At 36.6% G+C, this 22,550-nt stretch carries 12 protein-coding genes and 2 pseudogenes; 11 read left to right on the top strand and 3 right to left on the bottom strand.

Annotation, left to right across the window (positions count from 1 at the left end):
• Positions 1-158: 158 nt before the first annotated feature.
• Together FTU90_RS16045 and FTU90_RS03320 are read right to left on the bottom strand one after the other, a co-directional pair.
• Positions 159-575: pseudogene (locus FTU90_RS16045) on the bottom strand (HD domain-containing protein); the annotation flags it as partial.
• Positions 576-669: 94 nt separating this feature from the next.
• Entirely contained in the window at positions 670-1,311 is a 642-nt protein-coding gene (locus FTU90_RS03320; protein WP_180071941.1) for a hypothetical protein, read from the bottom strand.
• 438 nt (positions 1,312-1,749) lie between these two features.
• On the opposite strand from FTU90_RS03320, the gene FTU90_RS03315 reads away from it, so the two are divergent.
• The 11 genes and pseudogenes from FTU90_RS03315 to FTU90_RS03265 all read left to right on the top strand — a co-directional run bounded on the left by FTU90_RS03315 (position 1,750) and on the right by FTU90_RS03265 (position 22,226).
• Positions 1,750-2,418: a hypothetical protein gene (locus tag FTU90_RS03315; RefSeq protein ID WP_180071940.1), complete on the top strand. Its 669-nt coding sequence runs from the start codon at positions 1,750-1,752 to the stop codon at positions 2,416-2,418.
• A 269-nt stretch (positions 2,419-2,687) separates the two neighbouring features.
• Positions 2,688-4,604, top strand: a complete 1,917-nt coding sequence (locus tag FTU90_RS03310; RefSeq protein ID WP_257222384.1) for a DUF262 domain-containing protein — start codon at positions 2,688-2,690, stop codon at positions 4,602-4,604.
• Positions 4,601-6,997 carry a DUF262 domain-containing protein gene (locus tag FTU90_RS03305; RefSeq protein ID WP_180071939.1) on the top strand — a complete coding sequence of 799 codons (2,397 nt, stop codon included), beginning with the start codon at positions 4,601-4,603 and terminating at the stop codon, positions 6,995-6,997. Before FTU90_RS03310 ends, FTU90_RS03305 begins: the two co-directional genes overlap by 4 nt.
• Before the next feature lie 293 nt (positions 6,998-7,290).
• Positions 7,291-8,142 (top strand): hypothetical protein, encoded by an 852-nt coding sequence (locus FTU90_RS03300; RefSeq protein ID WP_131270942.1) that lies wholly within the window; start codon positions 7,291-7,293, stop codon positions 8,140-8,142.
• A gap of 19 nt (positions 8,143-8,161) precedes the next feature.
• Positions 8,162-9,061 (top strand): ADP-ribosylglycohydrolase family protein, encoded by a 900-nt coding sequence (locus tag FTU90_RS03295; protein ID WP_131270941.1) that lies wholly within the window; start codon positions 8,162-8,164, stop codon positions 9,059-9,061.
• Between the two features lie 19 nt (positions 9,062-9,080).
• Positions 9,081-9,312, top strand: a pseudogene (locus FTU90_RS03290) (Fic family protein); the annotation flags it as partial.
• Between the two features lie 338 nt (positions 9,313-9,650).
• Positions 9,651-12,191, top strand: coding sequence for a hypothetical protein (locus tag FTU90_RS03285; protein WP_180071938.1), 2,541 nt, complete (start codon positions 9,651-9,653; stop codon positions 12,189-12,191).
• 6 nt (positions 12,192-12,197) lie between these two features.
• Entirely contained in the window at positions 12,198-14,177 is a 1,980-nt protein-coding gene (locus tag FTU90_RS03280) for a hypothetical protein (protein ID WP_180071937.1), read from the top strand.
• A gap of 19 nt (positions 14,178-14,196) precedes the next feature.
• A complete protein-coding gene (locus tag FTU90_RS03275) occupies positions 14,197-19,989 on the top strand; it encodes a DEAD/DEAH box helicase (RefSeq protein WP_180071936.1) in 5,793 nt (1,930 codons plus the stop codon).
• A 74-nt stretch (positions 19,990-20,063) separates the two neighbouring features.
• The gene (locus FTU90_RS03270; protein WP_104516348.1) at positions 20,064-20,327 is read left to right on the top strand and encodes a hypothetical protein; all 264 of its coding nucleotides are present in this window, start codon (positions 20,064-20,066) and stop codon (positions 20,325-20,327) included.
• Between the two features lie 249 nt (positions 20,328-20,576).
• Positions 20,577-22,226, top strand: a complete 1,650-nt coding sequence (locus FTU90_RS03265) for a hypothetical protein (RefSeq protein WP_180071935.1) — start codon at positions 20,577-20,579, stop codon at positions 22,224-22,226.
• Positions 22,227-22,261: 35 nt separating this feature from the next.
• Here the strand turns inward: FTU90_RS03265 and FTU90_RS03260 are convergent.
• Positions 22,262-22,550, bottom strand: a 289-nt coding sequence (locus FTU90_RS03260) for a hypothetical protein (protein ID WP_180071934.1), incomplete at its 5' end; no start/stop codon positions are given.

Raw genomic sequence — 22,550 nt, 5'->3', positions numbered from 1 at the left:
TCTTGTGGGCTGCCGATATTTACGCCGCCAATTTTATGTTGATAGTCGAACATCACATTAAGTAAGTATTGAAAATTTTGCACAGCATTTTGATAATCAAATTTTGGATAATCATGATTGATATCTAAGCAATCAATATGTTTATGAATACTTTGTGCGCTTAATAAAATATCTTTAACTTTTGAATATTGGCGTAGTCGTGCAAGATCTTTTACTGAAATAGTCGCCAATCGAGATAAGTCCATATTGTCACTTAAATCAGCCAGCTTTACCGTGCAAGAAATTGGATTTTTTACAGTACGCTGTACTGCTTGAAAGCGGTTTTCACCGTCTTTTTTAGTAACTGCTAGAACGGCATTAACAATATTGGTACTAAAGCCAAGTGCAAGTAGATCTTCAGCAGAAGTCGGTGTATCTTCCAAAACATCATGTAGTACCGCTACGATTTTTGCATCGGTATCTTGTACTTTATGCATGATCCGTAATGGATGAAGAATATAGTCCTTACCTGCTTTATCTAACTGTCCCTGGTGCTGTTCAGTGGCAAAAATAATTGCTTTTTCTAAAGTGGAAATAACAGTGTCCTCAGTTTGTTTTCTTTATACTTTCTCCTGATATATTAACTAATTAGTAAATTATGATCTATGGTTTTTCACTGCCAAGCGACAATTAAGGTCGCTTGGTTTCGTATGAATTATTTTTGGTTTTTAACTGCTCTAAAATCTGATTGGCTTTGAGTTGGCGTGCCAGCCTACCGAAGTTGGTTTGTGGCTTACTTACGGCCTCAGTTTCGTTAGCAGAACGAATATCTAGAATCTGTTGATGCTGATCTTTAAACAATGGCCAAAACTCAGTCATGAGTAAATCTGTAACCTTTTGCGTTTCGTCATTCACTTTTTTAACTACATTGAGATCTGAAATAGAGAGAGTGGTTTGGTTGTCTGTGAATTCAATAAAACAGTTCGGTTTAATTTGAAAATAATGACAAATTTTTTGAATATCCTGATGGAAAGTTGTATCTAACGTATGCTCGGGTTGTTTAACTAAAAAGAAAAATTTATCCATTTCAGTTTGATCGTCAGTATTACTTTTTGAAAATTGAAGAATAAGCTGCTCGAAGGGGTATTTCATACCAAATAAGGCTGCAGCAATATCAACGATTATCGCTCGATCATTTCTCACAGCATTTTCTGACTGCGTAAATCCTGGAAGAACATACCAAGAACAATTTTTCTCAGCTGTAGGGCGTAAGAGAGATTTATTTAAAAAATCAGAACTAAAAGATGTTTTTGATAATTGCTCAGTATTCATAATTTTTCACATTCCAGATTGAACTCTAAAAGTTCATGAACTATTTCTTATTAGGTTTAAAAAGTTATTTCTCTATTTAAAGCAACCCAAATATTGGATAAGAGCCTACAGTCCCAATATAGCATTTGTTAAACAATCTGCCTTCATCACTTAGCAATCAAAGCCGATTAAGAGAATCAATCAACAATCTATATTTTGAATAAAACGACATATATTGTCGCTTATGCTTTAAAAAAGCATTTTCAGGAAATGGGTTCTTTTTAATTTATGTTAAAATTTATTTAAGATCAGAGATTTGATTTTAAATAACTTTAAAATTAAAAAACCGTTAATTTAACTTTAAGTCAGTTATTTGTTCTATCGATTAAACATCCTATAACGTTGTTGAAAGAACCAAGCAAAAGATATTCCTCGATAAAATTTTAATTAGGGTGATGTATGTTTTATCAGTATTACGAAGAAATTAAAGACTACAATTTTGCAGAAAATGAAATTCTGGTTTTTGGCTGCCATGAGTTAGGGAAGCATCGTTCGGGGTACGCACAGATTGCCTTACACAGTTTTGGAGCTAAAATTGGTCAAGGTGAGGGTAGACAAGGTCAGTCATATGGGATTCCAACAATCGGAAGTGATGGTGAGGTTTTAAGTATTTCAGAAATTCAAAACTATATTGAGAACTTCAAAGTTTATGCAAAGAACCACAAGAACTTAATATTCTATATGACTGAAATAGGCTGTGGATTTGCAAACTACTCATCGTCGCAAATCGCTCCTTTATTTAAAGACTCACCTATAAATATTAAATTTCCAATCAATTTTATTCACTTTGTGGAAGATTTAATACCTTTCTCGATCAATGATATTGAGCAGGTTTGGAAGATGGATGAGACACACATTGAATTACCTTTGGATCATGGCGTTGTTGCCCGGATGAAATTTAATGACCATGAGCAACTAATCAATAAACTGAATATTTGGGAGAAATATTCGAGTGTTAAGCAAAACTCACAATATTTAAAATTAGATGATAGTCAATTTTCTCAACTACATCATTGTGTTGAAAAGTATAAGAAAGAAGAGGCAGCTTTATTTGAAGGTCTTTTCTGATTTAAGTCTATATTCTTTAAAGTATGAAGAATGGACTGCTCCCAGTAACCTAGACATGAGATAACTTCATTTTGAAGCTGCCTCAAATGCTTCGAGCATAGTTTTCCATGCAGACATTCAACGTAAAGTTATAGAAAATAGAATTTCAATCAGATCTACTGTAGAGCATCTAATACTTCTTTATATATGAGGCACGTGTGGTTACGGTAAGTCCTATCAATAAGCTATGAGAAATTAATCTTTTAGAATATCTACGAGGAGGGCAAATGATGAATACAGAACAGTTACTTATACAAATTAAAAATTTACTCCATGAAAATCCGGATTTAACCGAGATCGCTGAAAATTCACTAAGCGGTATTATCGAGAATCTAAAGACAAGAGAAAATAGCCTGGAACTTAAAGCTATTGCAGAACTGGAGGGACGTAATTTTTTTGTCGATAGTTATCAGCGTGGTTATAAGTGGAAACCGCAACAAGTCGAAGCCCTACTGAATGACATTGATGAATTTGAGCCAAAAGACGAGAATGAATTCTATTGCTTACAGCCTGTCGTGGTTAAACGCAAACCTATACAGCATGAAGGCAAAGAAACTGTTTTTTGGGAATTAATTGATGGTCAGCAACGCATGACCACTATTTTCATCATTCTTAGTCATTTATTAAATAAACCCTATTTCACTTTGCGTTATGAAACTCGACAAGAGAGTTCTCAATTCTTAAATGACTTGGTTCAACTCAACTATACTGAACAAGCACCCAAGTTTAGTCATATTGACAACCACTATTTCTATCAAGCTTATAAAACTGTTCATGATTGGTTCGCAACTAAATCACAAGAAAAAAAAGATATATGGCGTGATAAGCTGCTCCACAAAACAAAAGTCATTTGGTACATGGTACGCAGTGATCACAACAAGGACAGCCAACAGCATTCGATTGAAATCTTTACTCGACTCAATCAGGGCAAAATTGCCCTTACGGATGCAGAGCTAATAAAAGCGCTTTTTTTACAGAGTGTAATAAAAGCTTATCATCATCCAGGGATTGCCAAACAAAAACAATTTGAAATGGCTAGCCAATGGGACTTAATTGAACAGACACTGCAGGATGATGAATTTTGGGCATTTTTAAGCCCGCATAAAGGAACCAATAAACATACCCGTATTGAGCTAATTTTTGATTTGCTGGCTGGAGAAAGTAAAGACAAACAGCAATTAAATCATAAGACATTTCTCTATTTTGCGAATCAACTCAAAAATGCATCGAGTTACCAAATAGAAGAGCAGTGGACAAAAGTGCTGCAGGGTTTTCATCGTTTAGCGGAGTGGTTTAAAGAGGATCAACTGTATCATTTGATTGGCTTTATCATTGGGCAGAAAATTAAAACCATTAACGTACTCTGGCAGGAGTCCAAAGATGCGAAACGAGATCAATTTGTTCAAATCTTAAAATCACATATTCAGAGAGATTATCTGGAACGATTATTTAAGGTTGATAAAGATAGTACACGGTTAGATTTTACCAAAGTGGATTATCTTTCACCTAGTCAAAGACCAAAAATCATTGGTTTGCTGATGCTATTTAATATTTATATTAATGAGAAACATAAAACCCGGTTTTCTTTTAGAGCTTATAACAATTGTCAGTGGGATATTGAGCATATTCATGCACAACAAAGCTTGGATCTACCAAGTGATGCACAAAGGGAAATCTGGCTGAATGAGCAAAAAGCCATTCTCGATGCTGTACCGGAGTCTTATAAAGGATTGTTGGATACCAAACTGACTGCTTATCAGCAAGCTTTAGCGGTAGAGCCATCCGATACAGAATCACTTAAAAAAGAATATCTTGACGAGCTGTCCAAAATTGTCGGTGACGTTAAAGAAGCAATTCAAACACTCGACAATTTGTGCCTATTGCCAGCATCAGTGAACCGATCTATCGGAAATCAGATCTTCCTGACTAAACGGCAACGTATTGTGGATTTCGAAAATAAAGGCAAGTTTGAGAAAGAACATCAGGGAAAATTTATTCCTTTAGCTACGCAACAGGTCTTTTCAAAATATTTTAGTGATGATGTCAGCCAAATGTACCAATGGGATGAGATCGACCGCAGCAATTATAAAGCCCAATGGTTGGAATGTTTTAAAGGATATGGTTTAGATTTTGGGGGCAAAGCATGAGCAGTCAATATACATTCTGGCGTTTAGTAGAAGAATTTAAAATTATCGTACCGATCATTCAGCGAGATTATGCGCAAGGCCGCAAGGATGATCTTAAGATTGAACAAATCAGAAAAACTTTTATCCAGCATTTATTGGAAAAGATAAATCAAAATAGTCATAAATCTGATTTGGACTTCGTTTACGGTTCTGTTGTCGATGAGCAGTTAAAACTTCTAGACGGTCAGCAGCGATTAACAACCTTGTTTTTGCTGCATTGGTATTTAGCCTGGAAATCTGATGTGATTCTGGATAAAACAATACAAGAAAAACTACTGCGATTTAGCTATGAGACTCGTACAAGTTCAAGAGACTTTATAAAAAGTTTGATTGAACAGGCACCCAATTTAAAGTGTATTTGGGATCATGACCACACGAAGAAACTGTCGGAACGGATTGAGAATGAAGCGTGGTATTTTTCGATTTGGAAAAAAGACCCGACTGTACAATCTATATTGGAAATGCTGGACGAAATAGATTTGCAATTCCGCGCTAAAGAGCAGGATTCGCAACCCTATAATGCAGCACAAATGTGGGACAACTTGGTCACACATCAAGTACTGACATTTTACTTTTTGCGTATGGATGACTTTGCATTAACAGATGAGCTCTATATTAAAATGAATGCTCGTGGTGTGCAATTAACAGAGTTTGAAAACTTTAAAGCTTGGCTACAAGGCTATACCGAAGATGAAATTGATGCCCAGGTCAGAAAAGATTTTTTCTCTAAACTGGATCGGGAATGGACTGATTTTTTATGGAATTTGAAATGCAAATTTGGTGATTCTAAGGAAAAGAATGAAGCATTTGATTTCGATTTCATGTTTATGCAAGTTTTTAAATCAGTATTGCTGTGTCATTTTTACAGAAATGAAGACATTGACCATAAGAATAAACAGCAGCCTGAACAATCATCAGATCCTACACCTGAAGCTGATGAAAAATCATTGTTAAGTCGATTAAGAAAGAACTTATTTGTATCAAGTGAAGAATATAAAAGAATCTTAAAAGGTTCTGATGGAAGTCTAAAAGAAATCCTAAAGAATATTTCACGATTATTTAATTTGCTAATTCATCATAACGAAGAATTAGAGATTGAAACGATACTCAGGCAAGTGTTCAAGTCTGGTACAAGTTCATATTTAGATCAGGCCCACTTTGCTATTCTATACTTTTATGTTCATCACATTGATCAACCCGAACAATTTAGTGACTGGTTTAACATCAGTACAAGACTCGTAAATAATGCGAAGGGTTACTACAATGCTGAAAGCAATTTGGTCAAAGTAATTCATGTTTTAAATAGTTTAGCGGCATATATTGGTAAGGAGGAAGTGCTGGAAAAACTAGCTGTTTTACAAAAAGATTCGCAAGAATTTAAAACATTTGAAATAGCTTTTGAGGACCATCATCTTCTGCATGAAATAGAAAAAGCACAATTAATTTTGCAAGATGGACAATGGAAGTCATTATTTAAGCCTTACGAGCAACATGATTACTTCTATGGACAAATTAATTTCCTAATTGAGCTCAGTAAGAATGAAGACAGAAAAAAAGTCTGTCCAGAAACATTTAAAAACTATGCGGATAAAGCGTTTAAGCTATTTTCTAAAGAGTTTTTAGATGATGATCAATACCGCCTGCACCGAAGTTTATTGAGTTTTGACAATTATCTGGTCAAAGATGGAGCAAACAGAACTTTCTGTCGAGAAGTGTATAGAACAGTACGTCATAGGAATGAAAATTGGCGTAAAGTCTTTGAGAATTTAAATACTTTCGATAATATCAATGCACTACAGACACTTCAGCGATTACTGGATGAGCTTCCAGCAGATTTTAATGCTAACAGTTTAGATGGCATCATCGAAACCTACGGATCTCAAGTTAATGACTGGCGAATTTATTTTATCAAGCATCCTGAAGCGATTCGCTACTGTCAAAAATATCAAATCCGTTTTATCAGCCATGATGAAATTTATTTACTGAGTTCTAGACAGATGAATGGTGCACATGCCGAGCTCAGAACTTATGTCTTGTATTTAGAGCTGCTAAAGCAACAAGGTATAGATAATAAAATAAATGATGCGAATGCGAATGCGATTCTCGATTATGAATATGTTGCAAACAGTATCGATAAACCAGCTGTTTTAGTCAAAAATTGGAACAATGGAACATTAAAAATTAAATTTTCCCAAGGTCAATTTTTAGCTGAGTTTTATGGCCTGGATCAGCATGGCAATGAACAGTTGCTGGAACTGAACCAAGATATTGATCCATTCAGTCTTTTCAAGAACGTTCAAAATGTGATCTTGAGTTTGGTTAAAGTAACAAATGCTGTAGAAGGAGCAGCATAATAGTCAGTCAAATCTATTATCACTTTTTTAATCAAACAGCATATTTTGGCTTTTTTGTGAAATAGTATCGATATGCTAACTTAATAGTAGTCTTTGATAACTCCTTTTTTTACTTAATTTTTTTGATGAACTAGCCACTTTTAAATTAGCAATCTTGCATTCAAGTTTTAACGATAAATAACTATGCACATCAATCTGCTTAAATTCACATGCGACAGTTAATGTCGCATGTGTCTTGTCGATAAAACAGATGATACTTATACTGACCATTAAAATAACTAAAGGAGTTTTTGATGGCATCAATAAAAGTAATTGAAAAAATTATCAAACCTAAAGAAAACTTAAAACGTGCAACGCTTCCTGCATTTATTTGCAATGGCAGCTATTTTTTAACTGATTTAACTATCTATGAAGATGGTGATATTGACTGTTGGGGTATCGTCAGTTTTGAAGAATTTCTACAGAAAGTAGAACAGGGATGGGTCACTGTTGAATTACCAGAATCAGATAATCTAGAGATTTCGATTCATGACCTTGGTGAGGTATCTCCAGGATATACTTATCAAAATTATAAAAGTAATGCAGACTTAATTGCCGAAGTTCAAGATATCTTAAATGAACTCAATGGTTTGCCTGATAGTTCTAAATTGTGCAGAGCAGCGTGGGAAAATTACCAGCTGGAACCTACTGAAGAAAAATGCTTAGCATTGCGTCAAGCCTATGAGGCTATTCCAAGACACAAAAGACGTTATGTCCTTAATGACCAAGACCGTAAAGATTATCCAATTAGAAGGGTCATCTATCCAGATGATGACTACTCGTTCGGAGAGCTAATTTTTGCGTCAGAGTACAGTGAAGCAATACAGCAAAGTGTTGCAGAGTTAAACGATCAAGTGATCAATTCAATGAGTCAGGAGAATGATATGGCGAATACATTACAACAAAGTATTAATGAAGTTGTTTCTATAAAAAAGCAGTATGAAGATGAGATTAAAGATTTTATTAATCAGAAATTAAATGAATTTCAGCAACGTGTGAATTTGCCAATTAACTACCTAGAATCAGATATAGATACAGAACAAGAAGATGAAAAATATTCAACTACTGTTTCCGATTTTAAAATCCAAATCCTTTTAGAACTCTAATTAAATCCGAAGTAAAAACTTGAGTACGCTTGAGAATAAAGTACAGGGATGTTTACTCGGTTTAGCGTGTGGAGATGCGGTGGGAACATCTGTAGAGTTTTTGCCAAGAAGTCGATTTAAACCGCTCACTGATATGGTGGGTGGTGGTAAATTTCAGCTTAAAGCAGGTATGTGGACAGATGACACCTCAATGGCATTGTGTCTGGCAGAGAGTTTGCTGATATGCAAAGGATTTGATGCTGATGACCAGATGCGGCGTTATCTTCGTTGGATCGATGAGGGCTACTATTCAAGTAAAGACCATGCATTTGGTCTTGGTAAAACGGTGATCAATGCTTTATTCCGTTATCGAAAAACCGGGAATCCTTATAGTGGCCGTGCCGAATCACGTTATTCCGGCAATGGTTCATTAATGCGTCTGGCACCCATAGCAATTTATTACCGAAACAATCCATTACAAGCATGGAAGTATGCAAGCTTAAGTTCGAAGACAACCCATGCCTCACCTGAATGTATACAAGCATGCCAATATTTTTGTTATGTGCTTCTGAATGCTTTAGTCGGAAAAGACAAACGACTGCTTTTCGATATTCAGGATGTTTCCGAATTATCTTGCTTAACGTCGATTGTAAGTTGTGATTTTTTCAACAAATCTATAGGTGAAATTAAAGGCAGTGGATTTGTTCTAGAAAGCCTAGAAGCTGCTCTATGGGCATTTTGGCACACTGATAATTTCAAAGACGCAGTATTGGCAGCTGCAAACCTAGGTGATGATGCTGATACAACAGCCGCAATATGTGGTCAATTGGCCGGTGCATATTATGGTGTAGAGCATATACCCGTTGAATGGCTTGCAAAATTATATCGTAAGGATGATATTGAGCAGATGGCTAGATATTTAACCAATAAAATTCCCTGAACCCTAGTTGATGTAGGAAAGTATTAAAGTGACCGATCAAGACACCGCTCAAGCTAGCGGTCAAGTTAAACGTCTCATCCAGAATATGGAGCAGACGGAATATAGCTTAACTGAGCTGATGGCTTTATTGGATTTATCCAGCAACGTTTCAAAAAAATTATCTTAACCCAGCTTTAGACGCAGGTGTGATTGAACATACCCTTTCTGATAAGCCTAAGAGCTCTAAGCAAAGGTGGGCACTAGTTCCCTAAATTGAAAATTTAGATTGGATCATAATAGGGTCTATAAATATAAAAAATTTAGAATGAACTGTTATAAATCAAAATATTATATTCTTGGTTCAACTGCCACCATCTCTGTAATAGGTATATATGTAAAATACCCTTAGCTGATAATAACAACAGTGAACGCTTTTATCAGTTAATGGCTCAGGTCATACCAGATTGGGAAAAAATCAAGAAGCAATTGGATGGTAGGGCGAATCGGTTTTTTGGTATAAAAGTAGAGTTTTAAATATTTTTTATTTCCTTTAAGATCATTAAATTAAAAAATTCATTTTACTAAATGGTCTTTATAAATAGGTAGATTTGTGCAGAAAACTGAGGAGTCAATACTCCATAATTTAAAAATTAATGATTGGTTGGAAAGTCTTCAGAATTACTACCTTAGAACAGATGGGCCATATGGGACTACAAAACTGACTTCATTGGATGTCACTCCCGCTGGTCTTGCTGCGGCAGTTGGTGTTGAGAATTTTTCAGATGAGACAGTGCTTCAAGCCTTCATGTCATTATTTACCAGAAATTCTGTACAAATAGTATTGGGGCAAAAAAATCATGAATATAGTGGCCTTTATGCATATAACAATTTTCATTACCTTGTTCTTTCTTGTGTGGTTGCTGCTACTACGACCAACGCAGGTGATAGTAAACAATATAGGGAACGCTTAGGTACATTGCTAGATGATGGTAAAGGAGCAGAGCAAAAAGTCGATGGTGTAAATAACCTATGGAAAGCTTTAGCTATTTGGATTAATAAAAAAGATGATTTATATCGAGAAATAGTTCTTCCTGAACCAGGTAGCTGGACTTTAATTGGCTATGCAGCAAAATTAGCATATCCTTCTAGAAAGGATCGAGCTGATCTAAAAAAAATTCTCAAAGAATTACCCGATAAGGCATTGGATAATCAAAATATTTTATTGAATTATTTAAAGAGTTGGTCTTATTGTCTTCCTGAGCGCATGAGCGAAGACTTAGCTGATTTATTACGATGTTATCGTAATAATCAATCTTTAGAAACACATCATTTTTGGCACTTAATTGAAACTATTCTCGTTGAAATTTCTAGAGAATCACCTAGACACTTCACATTGTTGTGGTCTATTTCAGTGAGTTTTAGCGGGTGGGATGGTGATGAACTAGATGAAGTATTTATATCAAAAGGTAACAGACGATCAGATTTAGAAAACTCTTTTTGGCATGGGACTTTTAGCCAATTACTGAAAGAGTATGGAATACCTCCTCAAATTAAAAAGCTTTTAGATTCAGGCTGTCTTATTTTGTGTGAAAGTTATGGAGGTTTATGGACACAAGATGATAGAAGGCCTCAAAAAAATCAAAGCACTATTATTTTAAGTTCTTCTGAAAAAATCGTAAGAGAATTCAAAAAGCCATTAAAGCTAGGTCATAGATGGTATTGTTCAGAACGAATGTCATTTAATTCAGCATTACGTATTACTGCTGGAAAGGGTGTTTCTGAGTCGAATCATAAAAATACTGATTTAAGAATCGAAGGTGGTATTCCTATTGGGAGAGGGAAGTGGCTTTCTCGACCTGGATATCTCCCTAATATACATCTTGAGTCAGATACAGAGCTAACGACATCACCACAGCTTAAACTCGAAATGATGGGGAATATAGCTAAAATAATAGAGCCTATAACAGAGGGTGAATGGCGAATAGGGCAAAAACAAAAAAATAACCAGGTGGCTTTTAAATTAGTTCGGTTCTTAAAAAGTGCACCATTGATCATGAAATGGTCTGAGAGATCAGACCGATATGAAGCTGCGGTAGAACTTTCCTACGAGGATGGAATTCCATTAAACAATAGTGAAATAGCTTTATCTTCATCAGCTAATTTTCCTAACCGTTTATGTGATGCTCTTGAAGCTATTTATGCACGTGCAGGTGCACCACGATCAGAAACTGAAATTATAAAGATTCTAAAAACAGTACTACCAGATGCCCCAAAGTTGAAATACTTGGTGTGGGATGTGATACGGTCCTTAGAAGAAGCAGGCTGGTTAGAACAAGATATTAAACGAAGTTGGCGAGGTCGAGTTTGGCGTGTATTACCTCCACGTCTAGTAGCTACAGGTGAAAATATAGCTTTAGTGGAAGGCGCTATTGCGACAGCTGAATTTGATTTATTAAAGGTCGAAGCAGAAAAAATAGGCATTAATGTTTATGTTAATGCAACGTCACCATTTGCTGCACCTGCTGTTAGTTTGATTGGTACTGAATTACAAGCACTTGCTGAAAAACTCGGTTGGTCATTTGTAATAGCCAGAATGCCAGTAATGGAAACAGCACCTATTTGTTGGCCGCTAGAAAATAGAACGGATATGGGACGTAAACTAGCTGGAGTATGGAAAGCTGATCCTGGTTTATTTGCATCTGAACCTCAACAACAACTAAATGGGCCGATTCTTTCCAGATTAGTACGAGAAGATGACCGAGATGTTTTTCTAATCAAAGATAAAAGTACTACTTTTATTTCAACTCAACGGACTGTGGCATTACTTGAATATGCCAGAAGAACCAATACTCCTCTTTTTGTTTATCGTAATGGATTTTTAGAGCGTCAAGGAGTTGGAGGACATCTTCCTTTACCAATTGCACAATGGTTACGGCGTTCCACCAGAATTCAATCTGGCCCTCATCTTACTTCTGATCAATCTTATTCCTATCACTATGGTGTTAATGAGCAACAGCTTGCAGTTTTAAAGGAAGCCTTTGGTTGCGCGATTCAAGGGTGCGAAAAAATCACATCAAATAATCAAGTCATGAGAATGGCAAAACAACGTCATCGTGGTATGAGATTAAGCCATTTTATATACGGGAATTAATTAACTATGTCAGAAACATTTTATTTGGGGCACACAGATTACAAACCTAAACCTTATACCCGGATCAACTGTATTGCTAAGGCTATAAATGGTGCATGGAAGAAACAAAGCTTAATCGATGAATTACCTGCTGTAGGTAAAGTATTTGCTCCATCACTTGCATGGGTTGAAGAGAACCAACTGATTGCAATTACAATTCAAGCAAATCCAAAGCAGGTTGATGATGGTCAAGATCATTATATTGTTAAAGATGCTTTTAGTCCAAACATAGTCCTTGATTATAGATCAAGGAGTATGGAGCAAATTCGTTACACATTAATTGAATCAGGGCTAACTAATATCTCTCCTCATACTGATGAAATTATTGTTGCCTTATCTGATACAGAATGCTTAGTAGTAAAGGTTAAGCCACATCCTAGCCATGGTCGTTACGTTACGTCTCCTGGAACAATAGATATTTATTCATTTAATAAAGCTATTTTTGAAGGTGATACTTTTAATGGGCAATTCCTAGAAATTCCTGAAGATACGGTTGGTGATTTTGTTCGTGAGATAACTTGGAAATTAGATCAAGAATTACTAGGTGATGTTTTAAAAAAAATAAAACAATTTGATGAAATTGACTTATCTAAACGTGATAGAGAAAAAATAATATTTATCCTTCACCGTGCTCTAGAGATAATAGACGAAAATGAAGATTGGGATTCTATAAATGAATGGATTGTAGATTACAGTCAGCGAGTCACACTTTCATTAGAAACACCTGAGCTGATAGCTAATACTCTTTTAGGGATGAGTTCAGTACGTGAAGAGTTGGAGAGATTAAAATTACAAGATCGTGAAAAATATCTTAATGAAGAGAAACCTGTCATCAGACAGAAAATTGAGAGTGAACTAAAGGACTTAAATGATCAGCGTGAGACACTTAATGTTGAAATCAAGAAAAATGAAGAAAATCTAACGGATTTAAAAGCAATTGTTAACGATTTTCAGGATCGTATTTCCAATCTAAATAGCCAATTAGTTTATGAAATTAAACAACTTAATCAAACTCTAGGTGATATTCAGGATTTGGACTCCCAAGAGTCTTCAGAACTTTTAAAACGGTTTAAAAAAGCACTTCAAGACTCAGGTAAATTAATTTCACCTGTCGACTCGAGTATACCCCCTTGGTCTCGAGGTATTGAAGCTAAAAATATATCATTGATTGATAATCTTGAATTTCGTACGAAACTTGAGAATCAAGCTAGAAAAACAGGTATTCCAACTGAAGAGATGAAGTTCTTAGATGCATCTCTGCGCTCTGGTGTTTTAACGATATTACCGCAGCAATCAGCAGAAATTATGATACCTAAATATGCCCAAGTAATAGCAGGGGGCGTATTTTTCAGAGAACCACTTGGTCCAAACATTCTTAATCTTGATGACTTGTGGGTTCAGCCATCTCGAGGTATGAGTACAGGTTTTTCGAGAGCTTGGTCTACAGCACTTCAAAATCCAGAACAATATCACCTTATCTGGCTAGATGGTATTCAGCGCACAGCCGTGGATTTATGGTTACCTAGCTTGGTAGGTATTTTATATGGCTCTAATAGACCTAAAAATCTTTTAATTGTTGCAACTATTGCGGACAACTTTTTAGATGTTGATCGTTTATGGCGAGATCTACCTAACTTTAGTATGCCTATCGCTTCTGAGATTGAGAGCATTCGTTCTAAAAATTTAGTACAACAAATGTCTAAAAATGATGAACAATTAACGCGATTACATAGACAAGAATCAGAATCTTGCATAGATCTAGATGAATACAGATATGAAATGGAAGAACGGAAGCTTGCCCCACATGCTTTGGAAACAGAAATCAGGTTATATCTTGCTGAGAGTTTAATTGTTGATGAAAAAACTTCAATAAGTGATAGGTTGAAAAAATATTCGACCTTACGTGAAAGTGGTCAAAAATGGCTTAGAGGCTTATTAGAGAAATAATTACAAGGATAACAATAGTATGTTAGATCCAATCGGTGCATATAACGATATTTTAGATCTATATCTTTCTTACTTGGATACTGTATATCGGTTGCGTCGTGACGATCTAAGTAAAGAACGGCAGAACTTATTACGACAGCCGGGAAACTTAATGCCCGAGCCTTTTATTGAGCCAATTTTACGTTACCAACCAGCCAAAATCAGATTAGAAGAGTGCCTTGAAGATCAAGAGGACAACCCTCTTAGCAAATTCAAACGTGCAGAGCGACGAGCCATTATTGAAATGATATTTTCTGGTTTGTTCCCAGGGAAACCTGCTGATGGTGAGCTGTCACGAAAAGGGCTTTTTGTTCCATATTCTCACCAAATTGAAATGCTTCAGCATGGTATTACTTCAGGAAAACCAGGGATTGTTACTTCAGGAACTGGCTCAGGTAAAACTGAATCTTTCTTACTTCCAATTTTGGCAGAGATTACAGCAGAAGCGACACGATGGTCTGCTCCATCTGCCGATTATTTGAAATCACAGTGGTGGCGTGAAGATGGTGGCTTTACTTTACATCGTAAAGGAGAAGCATCTGATCGGCCTAAAGCAGTACGTGCACTTCTACTTTACCCAATGAACGCACTCGTCGAAGACCAAATGGTACGTTTACGTAAGATGTTGGATTCACCTGAAGCGCTCAATATACTTGATCAGCGTGCTAATGGAAATCGAATTTTCTTTGGTCGCTATACTAGTGCAAGTCCAGTTCCAGGTTATCTGGTTCATCCACGGCGTTCGGATCAGCAAGAAAAAACTCGAGCAAAAAGTCGTCTAGACAGAACTAAAGTGGCACTGCGTACTATTGCAGAAGACCAAGAAAAAGCTCGCATTTATGATCAGCAGAATCAGCATTCAGATCCGACTCGTTATCTATTTCCATCACCTGATGGTGCTGAGTTAATCACTCGCTGGGATATGCAGGAAACGCCTCCTGATCTTCTTATTACAAACATTTCTATGTTGAATGCGATGTTGTCCCGTGAAGTAGATGCTAGAATTTTTGATCAAACGAGAGAATGGCTCGAAACTGATCCTGATGCTTATTTCTTCCTTGTATTGGATGAGCTTCATTTAATACGGGGTTCCACAGGAACAGAAATGGCAGCTCTGATCCGAACTCTGATCAATAAACTTGGTCTAGATCGTTCTGAATATCGTCATAAACTTCGTATTTTGGCATCAAGTGCTTCATTACCGCTCGAGGGTCCAGAACGTTTACATAGTTTGAATTATCTGTATGACTTTTTTGGTCCTTTTGGCACATATGGTAACACTGAGAGTAAAGGGGCAAAGCAACCGGAAGATTGGGCTTCAGGTGTAGTATGCGGGCAAGCGAAGGTACCACAGCCTGCTACCAATGATTATGTTGATCCAAATCCATTTGTAACTTTGGTTGACTATCTTGTACCTGATGGGCGTTATCTCGGATGCTTAGATTATCAATTAGGTCAAAATAGTGAATTGGATATTCGGTTATCTTTTTGCGCTACAGCCTTAGGTCTAGTTCATGATTTTAAACTGAGTGATCTAGTCGATGAAGCTTCAGCAAGGCTTACTTTTGGTTGTACTACCGATGATGGAAGTATTAAAGCAAGATCAGTATCGACAATAGCGAAAAAAGTTTTCGGTGATCCTTCAGCAGCAAATGCTGTAAGAGGTTTGACAATTATTCGTGGTTTAGGTGATGGTGTTGGCTCGGATGCGATTGCCTTTAGAGAACACTTGTTTTTGAGAAGTCTTGAAGGTTTATTTGCTAGTCCTTTGATACAAGAAGGAAAACTTATTTATGAAGGAGTATCTGTCGAAAGTGGTACAAGTCATGTGCAGACTTCTAATGGTACACAAAGGATATTTGAGCTCTTCTTGTGCGAAGGGTGTCATTCGGAGTTTATTGGTGGTCTGCGTGGCCGAAGTTTCCAGAACAGTCCCAATCCCGCTCTAGAAATTCTTCCCCAAACCCAGGATTTGGAGCGCCTTCCAGAATTTGGTACTGGAGCAGGAATTGAAGATTTAAGTCATGAGGAGTTTGTTCTTTTTTGGCCATCTGCTCAAGAACCAAGGCAGGGAGACAATGATAAAGAAAGTTGGAATCCTATGTGGCTTGACCCACATAATGGGCAATTACGACCAGGGAGTTCAAAAGGGAGTACTCATGAGTTAATTCCTGGACGAGTATTTTCACTTATAAACAGTTCTGAAAAGGAGAAAAGACACACGCGTACAGCAGCTCCTAATTGTTGCCCAGCGTGTGGTGCGGATTATTCTCATCGTAGTGAACAATATCGACGATCTCCAATTCGTAGCTTCCGTACCGGATTTGCAAAAACATCCCAGTTGTTAGCTACAGAGGTTCTTGAACTTCTCAAGCGTGCGGGTAATGCTCCTAAAGCTGTTTCATTCTCTGACAGTCGACAGGATGCAGCTAAAACAGCTATAGATATAGAGCGCCATCATCATAACGATACTCGTCGTAGAATTTTAGTTGATGCTTTAAAAAATAATCAGCCAACTGAGGATTTAGAAACGTTAATAAAACGTCAGCAAGAAGCTGAAAGAAATGGAGAGTATGAACTTTCTGATGAACTCGATGATCACATAAAAAAAATTAGAAGAAAAAAAGTTGGTTCAGATCGAATCGCATTAGAAACTATTTTGGAATCTGATGAGAAAGGGGTCAAGAGAGGTTTTAAAGCTGAGCGTCTTCTTGCAGGTATGATTGATATTGGTGTTCATCCTACAGATGAGACAGGGGTTAAACGTATTCTAGATTATGAATGGCCAGATCTGTTCAAAGTTCGACAAGATGTTATCTATTGGAATGATGATATTGATAGTTTAAAGATCACTGATGCAAAAAAAGAAGTAGCAGAAGCTCAAAGGTCATTAGTTGAAGATGTATTATTTGCCCGTAATTACTTTGCTTTAGAGGAAACAGGTATTGGTTATCCTTGTTTTACGCCAAGTAAATCAAGCAATACGGATACACTTGATGCCATTTTACGCGTACTTGCTGATAATTATAGAGTACTGGCAAATAAGTGGGTTAGAGAAGGTAACATTAAAGAGTGGATGGATGGGCATGCTGTAAGCAGTCGTAGAGTTAAAAGTTTTATGAAAGCATCTGGTATTGATGCGAATGCTATGACCAAAATTTTGCAAGAGCTTGCTGAATTAAAACATCAAGGAGGAATAATCCGCATTGAGCGGCTCTATATTCAGCTAGTTAAGCCAGATGCCCCAGCTTATGAATGTGTCACTTGTGGTCGGGCTCACTTGCATCGTGGTACAGGCATTTGTACGCGCTGTCATACACCCTTGCCGCAGATGTCTAATACTACCGCAGCAGACCTGCGACAACGTAATTATATTTCTAAACGTCTTGATAAAGCACTTGCTGAAGAACAACCAACTTTTAGATTACGTTGTGAAGAATTAACAGGGCAAACTGGCTCACCTGCTGAACGTCTTCGTAGGTTTAGGGGAATTCTGATTGATTCAGAAAATAATAGCCTGAAAAGAAAAGCAGAAGAAATTGATGTACTTTCTGTAACGACAACTATGGAAGTGGGGATTGATATCGGAGCTTTACAAGCTGTGTATCAAGCAAACATGCCTCCACAACGATTCAACTACCAACAGCGAGTAGGACGTGCGGGTCGACGTAAACAGGCATTTTCATTAGCTATGACACTTTGCCGTGGTCGTAGTCACGATATGCATTATTTCCGGCATCCAGAGGCAATCACTGGTGATGCCCCACCACCACCATTCCTCACGGTAGACCACATAGATATTAGTTTACGTTTGTTGCGTAAGGCATGGTTAACAGCAGCTTTCAATCAGTTAAGAGAGGAAGATGGCAGCAACTATCCAGGTGATCATACTGCATCTGATATTCATGGTGAGTTTATTCCTACCAAGGAATTCTATAGTGAGTCCGGCAATTGGTTGAAAAGACTCGAATCTACATTAATCAAAACACACGATGTCCCTGAAAAACTTGCATTAACATTAGGTGAGGGTATTGTTGGGCGTGGTGAATTACTTTTAGAGAAGTTGCAAACAGATCAACTCATCAGAGAAATAAGCATATTGACTCATGAGGGCAAAAGTAGAGAAATAGGGTTGGCACAATTTTTGGCCGAAAGTGGGCTTTTACCTATGTTTGGTATGCCTACCAGGGTTAGACCGATGTATCTTGGTGTGAAACCAATTGGACAAAAAGATGCAGAGTGGGATTTGGTTGATCGAGAAATAGATATGGCTATTTACGAATTTGCACCAGGTCAGAGTCTTGTTCGAGATAAACGCATACATGAGAGCATAGGCTTTACTGATCAACTTGGATTTATTCAGCCAACAAAGGGAGGAACCAAAATCATTCCTGAACCTAGGGAACAATGGTGGACTGATAAGGTTGAAATTGCTGATTGTCCATCTTGTGGTGCAATAAAAGTTTCTTCGCAAAAAAATAGTAGTTTAAATTGCGAGGATTGTAAAAATTTAATACCGAAGGATCACTTCGATACTTACTATTCTCCAGCAGCATTCAGAACAGATTTTCAGCCTAAAGTCTCTGATGGAACCGAGCCACCAAGACCATTAATACGTCGTGAAACTGGCTCAATTATTGAACCGATGAAAATGGTGAATGTTAAGGGCACAAATTTTTCTTTAGCTAGTGGGAGTGAAGCGTATGTCATACGACGTAATCGTGGATCAATGAACTTGGCTGGCCAACATGAGAGTTACGAAATTGTCACTCGAACACAAAGCAGAATATATTGCCAAGATCGCAAAAACATAAGAATTGATAGTCTACCTAATCAAGCTATCCTAAATGAAAAAGCGCGTAATCGGGAGCGTTGGATTGAACAGCCTGATGGACCAGCGGTACAGAAAGTTAAGTTGTTTTCACGGAAACGTACAGATGCTATTAGTCTGGGTATGCTGAATATTGCCAATGGTTTATCTATGGATCGTATTGGTCCTAGACAGAGATCTGGAACTAACTTACGTGCTGCAGCGATTAGTGCTACCCATCTACTGGTGCAAAGAGCAGCGTTTGCTCTAGACATTGCGCCTGAGGAATTTGAGCCATTAGAACCACGACTAAGAGATGGGAAACCTATTCTACAAATTGCTGATATGTTGGTGAATGGTGCTGGTTTCTGCCGTAGATTGACTGAAACAGGAAATAATGAACCACTTATTGTAGAATTAATATACTCAATGCTTAATGATGTAGAAGACCCTATTGTGGCGTCTTTCTTTGATGAAAAGCATAGAAAAGAATGTGGTCGCTCTTGTTATCGCTGTATTCAACGTTATGGAAACAGAGGCTACCATGGACTTTTGGATTGGCGATTAGGTCTCAGTTTTCTAAGATGTTTATTTGATTCTGAGCACAGGGTTGGATTGGATGGAAGTTTTGAGCGATATCCCGAATTGAAAGATTGGCCTGAACTTGCGAGACAGGCCGCACAAGATATCCAGCGTTTAGATCCGAATAAACGAACAGTTGTTTACTATGGTTCATTACAACTTCCGGTAGTTTTACATAATGCTGATTCAGTAAACCCTGAAGCCTTCATTATTGTGCATCCTTTCTGGGATATAGTGGATAATATGGCTTCTGAGATACAAGAAACTAGGTCGCTGATAGATCAAAAATTCTCTATTAGATTTATTGATACGTTTGAAACAAGTCGTAGATTGATGGGGGCTCTTGAATATGTTCGAAGCATAGCAAGTTCTAAAACTTAAATGGGATTGTGAAATAATGAGCATAATTAAGCTAATTCAATATATAAAGTAGAAAATTACCTAGGATGGAAAAAATGAAAGCACAAAATTTATTGGATATGGCTGATCGTGAAGGGAGTATTCAGGTCGATGACTATGAAATATGGATTTATACACAATCAGCTATAGTCGAAGATAATGGTTCAGAGTTTGCCGAACCAAATTCACATGAAGAAAAGGGTGATATTAACTTACTTACAGCACCTTATTGGTGGGTATCAGTAGGTATAGGGAGTTGTACTTATCCAATTAATAGTGCCGACGATCTGCAGAAATATTTGGATCGACTATCAAAATAATATTTAGGATCAACTAAATAGATTGTACTAGTCAAACCTGATCTGGCAGTTACCCATTTTTAGAGTTTCTGTCAGGTTAAATTTGAGTTAGGATCAGTATAGGAGAGTGCTGACAGTCCAAGGATCAATTATTATTACCCCTTTATTTATAATTTAAATTGTCGAATTCATTAATTAGCATAAAATTATGAAAAGTAAAACTATTATTAGAATATAATTTGAAAATATTGATAAATTGTGATGTTTAAGATGAATTGGCAAGAAATTAGTCAAATTAGAAAGAATGGTGATTACCTGCGAGCTAGAGATTTAGCAAGAGTAGAATTACAGAATTTCCCAAATTCTCTTCAACTAAAAAGCCAAATTGAGTGGACATATTATTCTGAAATAAAAGAAATCACTACCAAACTAAAACAAACAGATCCAGTTGATCAAAGACTTGTTCAGCAATTAATAAAAACTTATGAGGATTATATTAAAGGAGAAACGCGTCGACCAGAAATGGCATTTTCAATGATTTTGCAATTGATCAGTCCATATGCAATACATTTTCCTGATTTTTATAATTATGTACACTGGTTTGGCAAAGCTGCTTTGAGGGCGGAAGATTGGGAAGTTACTACTTATATAGATAAGCAGGGTAAAGAGCGTCGCAACCTCCCTGTAGCTTATGAAGTCTCTAGAGGTCTATGTAAATGGGCGAAAACTGCTCAAGATTTAAAGAAAGAACAAGCAGATTTTTGCTTGGAGTGGGCTAATCAGGCACGATCTAAGTTATCAGATGAGGATGCTATTTGGTTAGATTGGGATGCTGTCGCTGTCTTAAGACGTATGGGAAATTATGAAAATGCAAGTCAAGTTCTATCCTCTGTCTTAAAGTTAAAAAAATCTGAATTTTGGGTTTGGGCCGAGGCTGCAAGAATTTATCAGTTCGATCAAAAAGATTTAGCTTTGGCATGTTTTTGTAAAGCCATGCTTTGTAAAACTGAAGAAAAATTTTTAGTTACTGCTCATCTTGATTTTGCCAAACTTTTGATTAGCTTAGAGATGTTTGATGAAGCAAGTTTTGAAATTAATCAATCAATTAAAATTAGAAATGAGAATCAATGGAAATTACCGGAAGAGTTAAATCATTTAATACAAAGCAATTGGTTTGATCCTAACAAGAATGATTTAAAAGCAGCTAAAGAATTTTATGAAGAGCATGCATCAGATGCCTTATCTTTATGTTTTGATGAAATTAGGAAGGTTTCAGCAACATATCTTGGGCAGTTAAAAATAAAAAGAGAAGGCAAAAAGCCTAAAGAGTTTGCTAAATTTTCTATTAAAAATGGTAATAAATTTGAGTCATTACTTGCTAATGGTTTTAATCATCTCAAAATGAAGAAAGGAGCTCCAGTATTGATTACTTTAGGTATTCAAGAAGACTCTAATCAAAATTTAGTTGTAAACGTTGTGGAGCAGATGGAGGGAGAAGAGTGGGGGTGTACTAACCAACAATTTGGCGTTATTAGTTATATTAGTGATGATTATGAAAATATAAAAGTTTTTCTCAATAAAGATCAAGAATTAAAGCTAGATCAAAACATATTACGGGGCTTAAAAGACAAAATATCGATAGGTTCTAAATTGAAATGCTTTTCAACAATCAATGCTAAAACACAGCGGGTTGAAATTTCACATGTGGAATTAGCTAATAGTGCAAAAATTTCTGATATGAAAGAAGAAAAAGGTGAGCTACGTAAAAATCCAAAAGGGTTCGGATTTGTTAACGACATCTTTATATCACCAAACTTAATCAAGAATACTGAGGATAAAACACTAATCAATGTACAGGCTATCTTCAGTAAGCAAAGAGATAAAGATACCTACAGTTGGAAAGCGATATCAATTTCATAAAAATAAGCCACTCTATCTGAGTGGCTTATTTCATTTTAAATATATTTTATAGCTTTTGAGTTTTTGGGAATCTCTTTAGTTTCATCAATTTCAGGGAATCTTATCCGTAAGAAAGATTCATTTGAAAAAGTGACAAAACCGATACCCCATAAAGGGTGTTGTACTGAATTTTGATGTATGGCAGAACCATCTGATACATCTGATACATCTGATACATCTGATACATCTGATACATCTGATACATCTGATACATCTGATACATCTGATACATCTGATACATCTGATACATCTGATACATCTGATACATCTGATACATCTGATACA

This window comes from Acinetobacter sp. YH12200 (genome assembly GCF_013418175.1).
Lineage (GTDB): Bacteria > Pseudomonadota > Gammaproteobacteria > Pseudomonadales > Moraxellaceae > Acinetobacter > Acinetobacter pseudolwoffii.
Note: the sequence above shows the minus strand (reverse complement) of the source record. Positions and strands in the feature narration are given on the sequence as shown.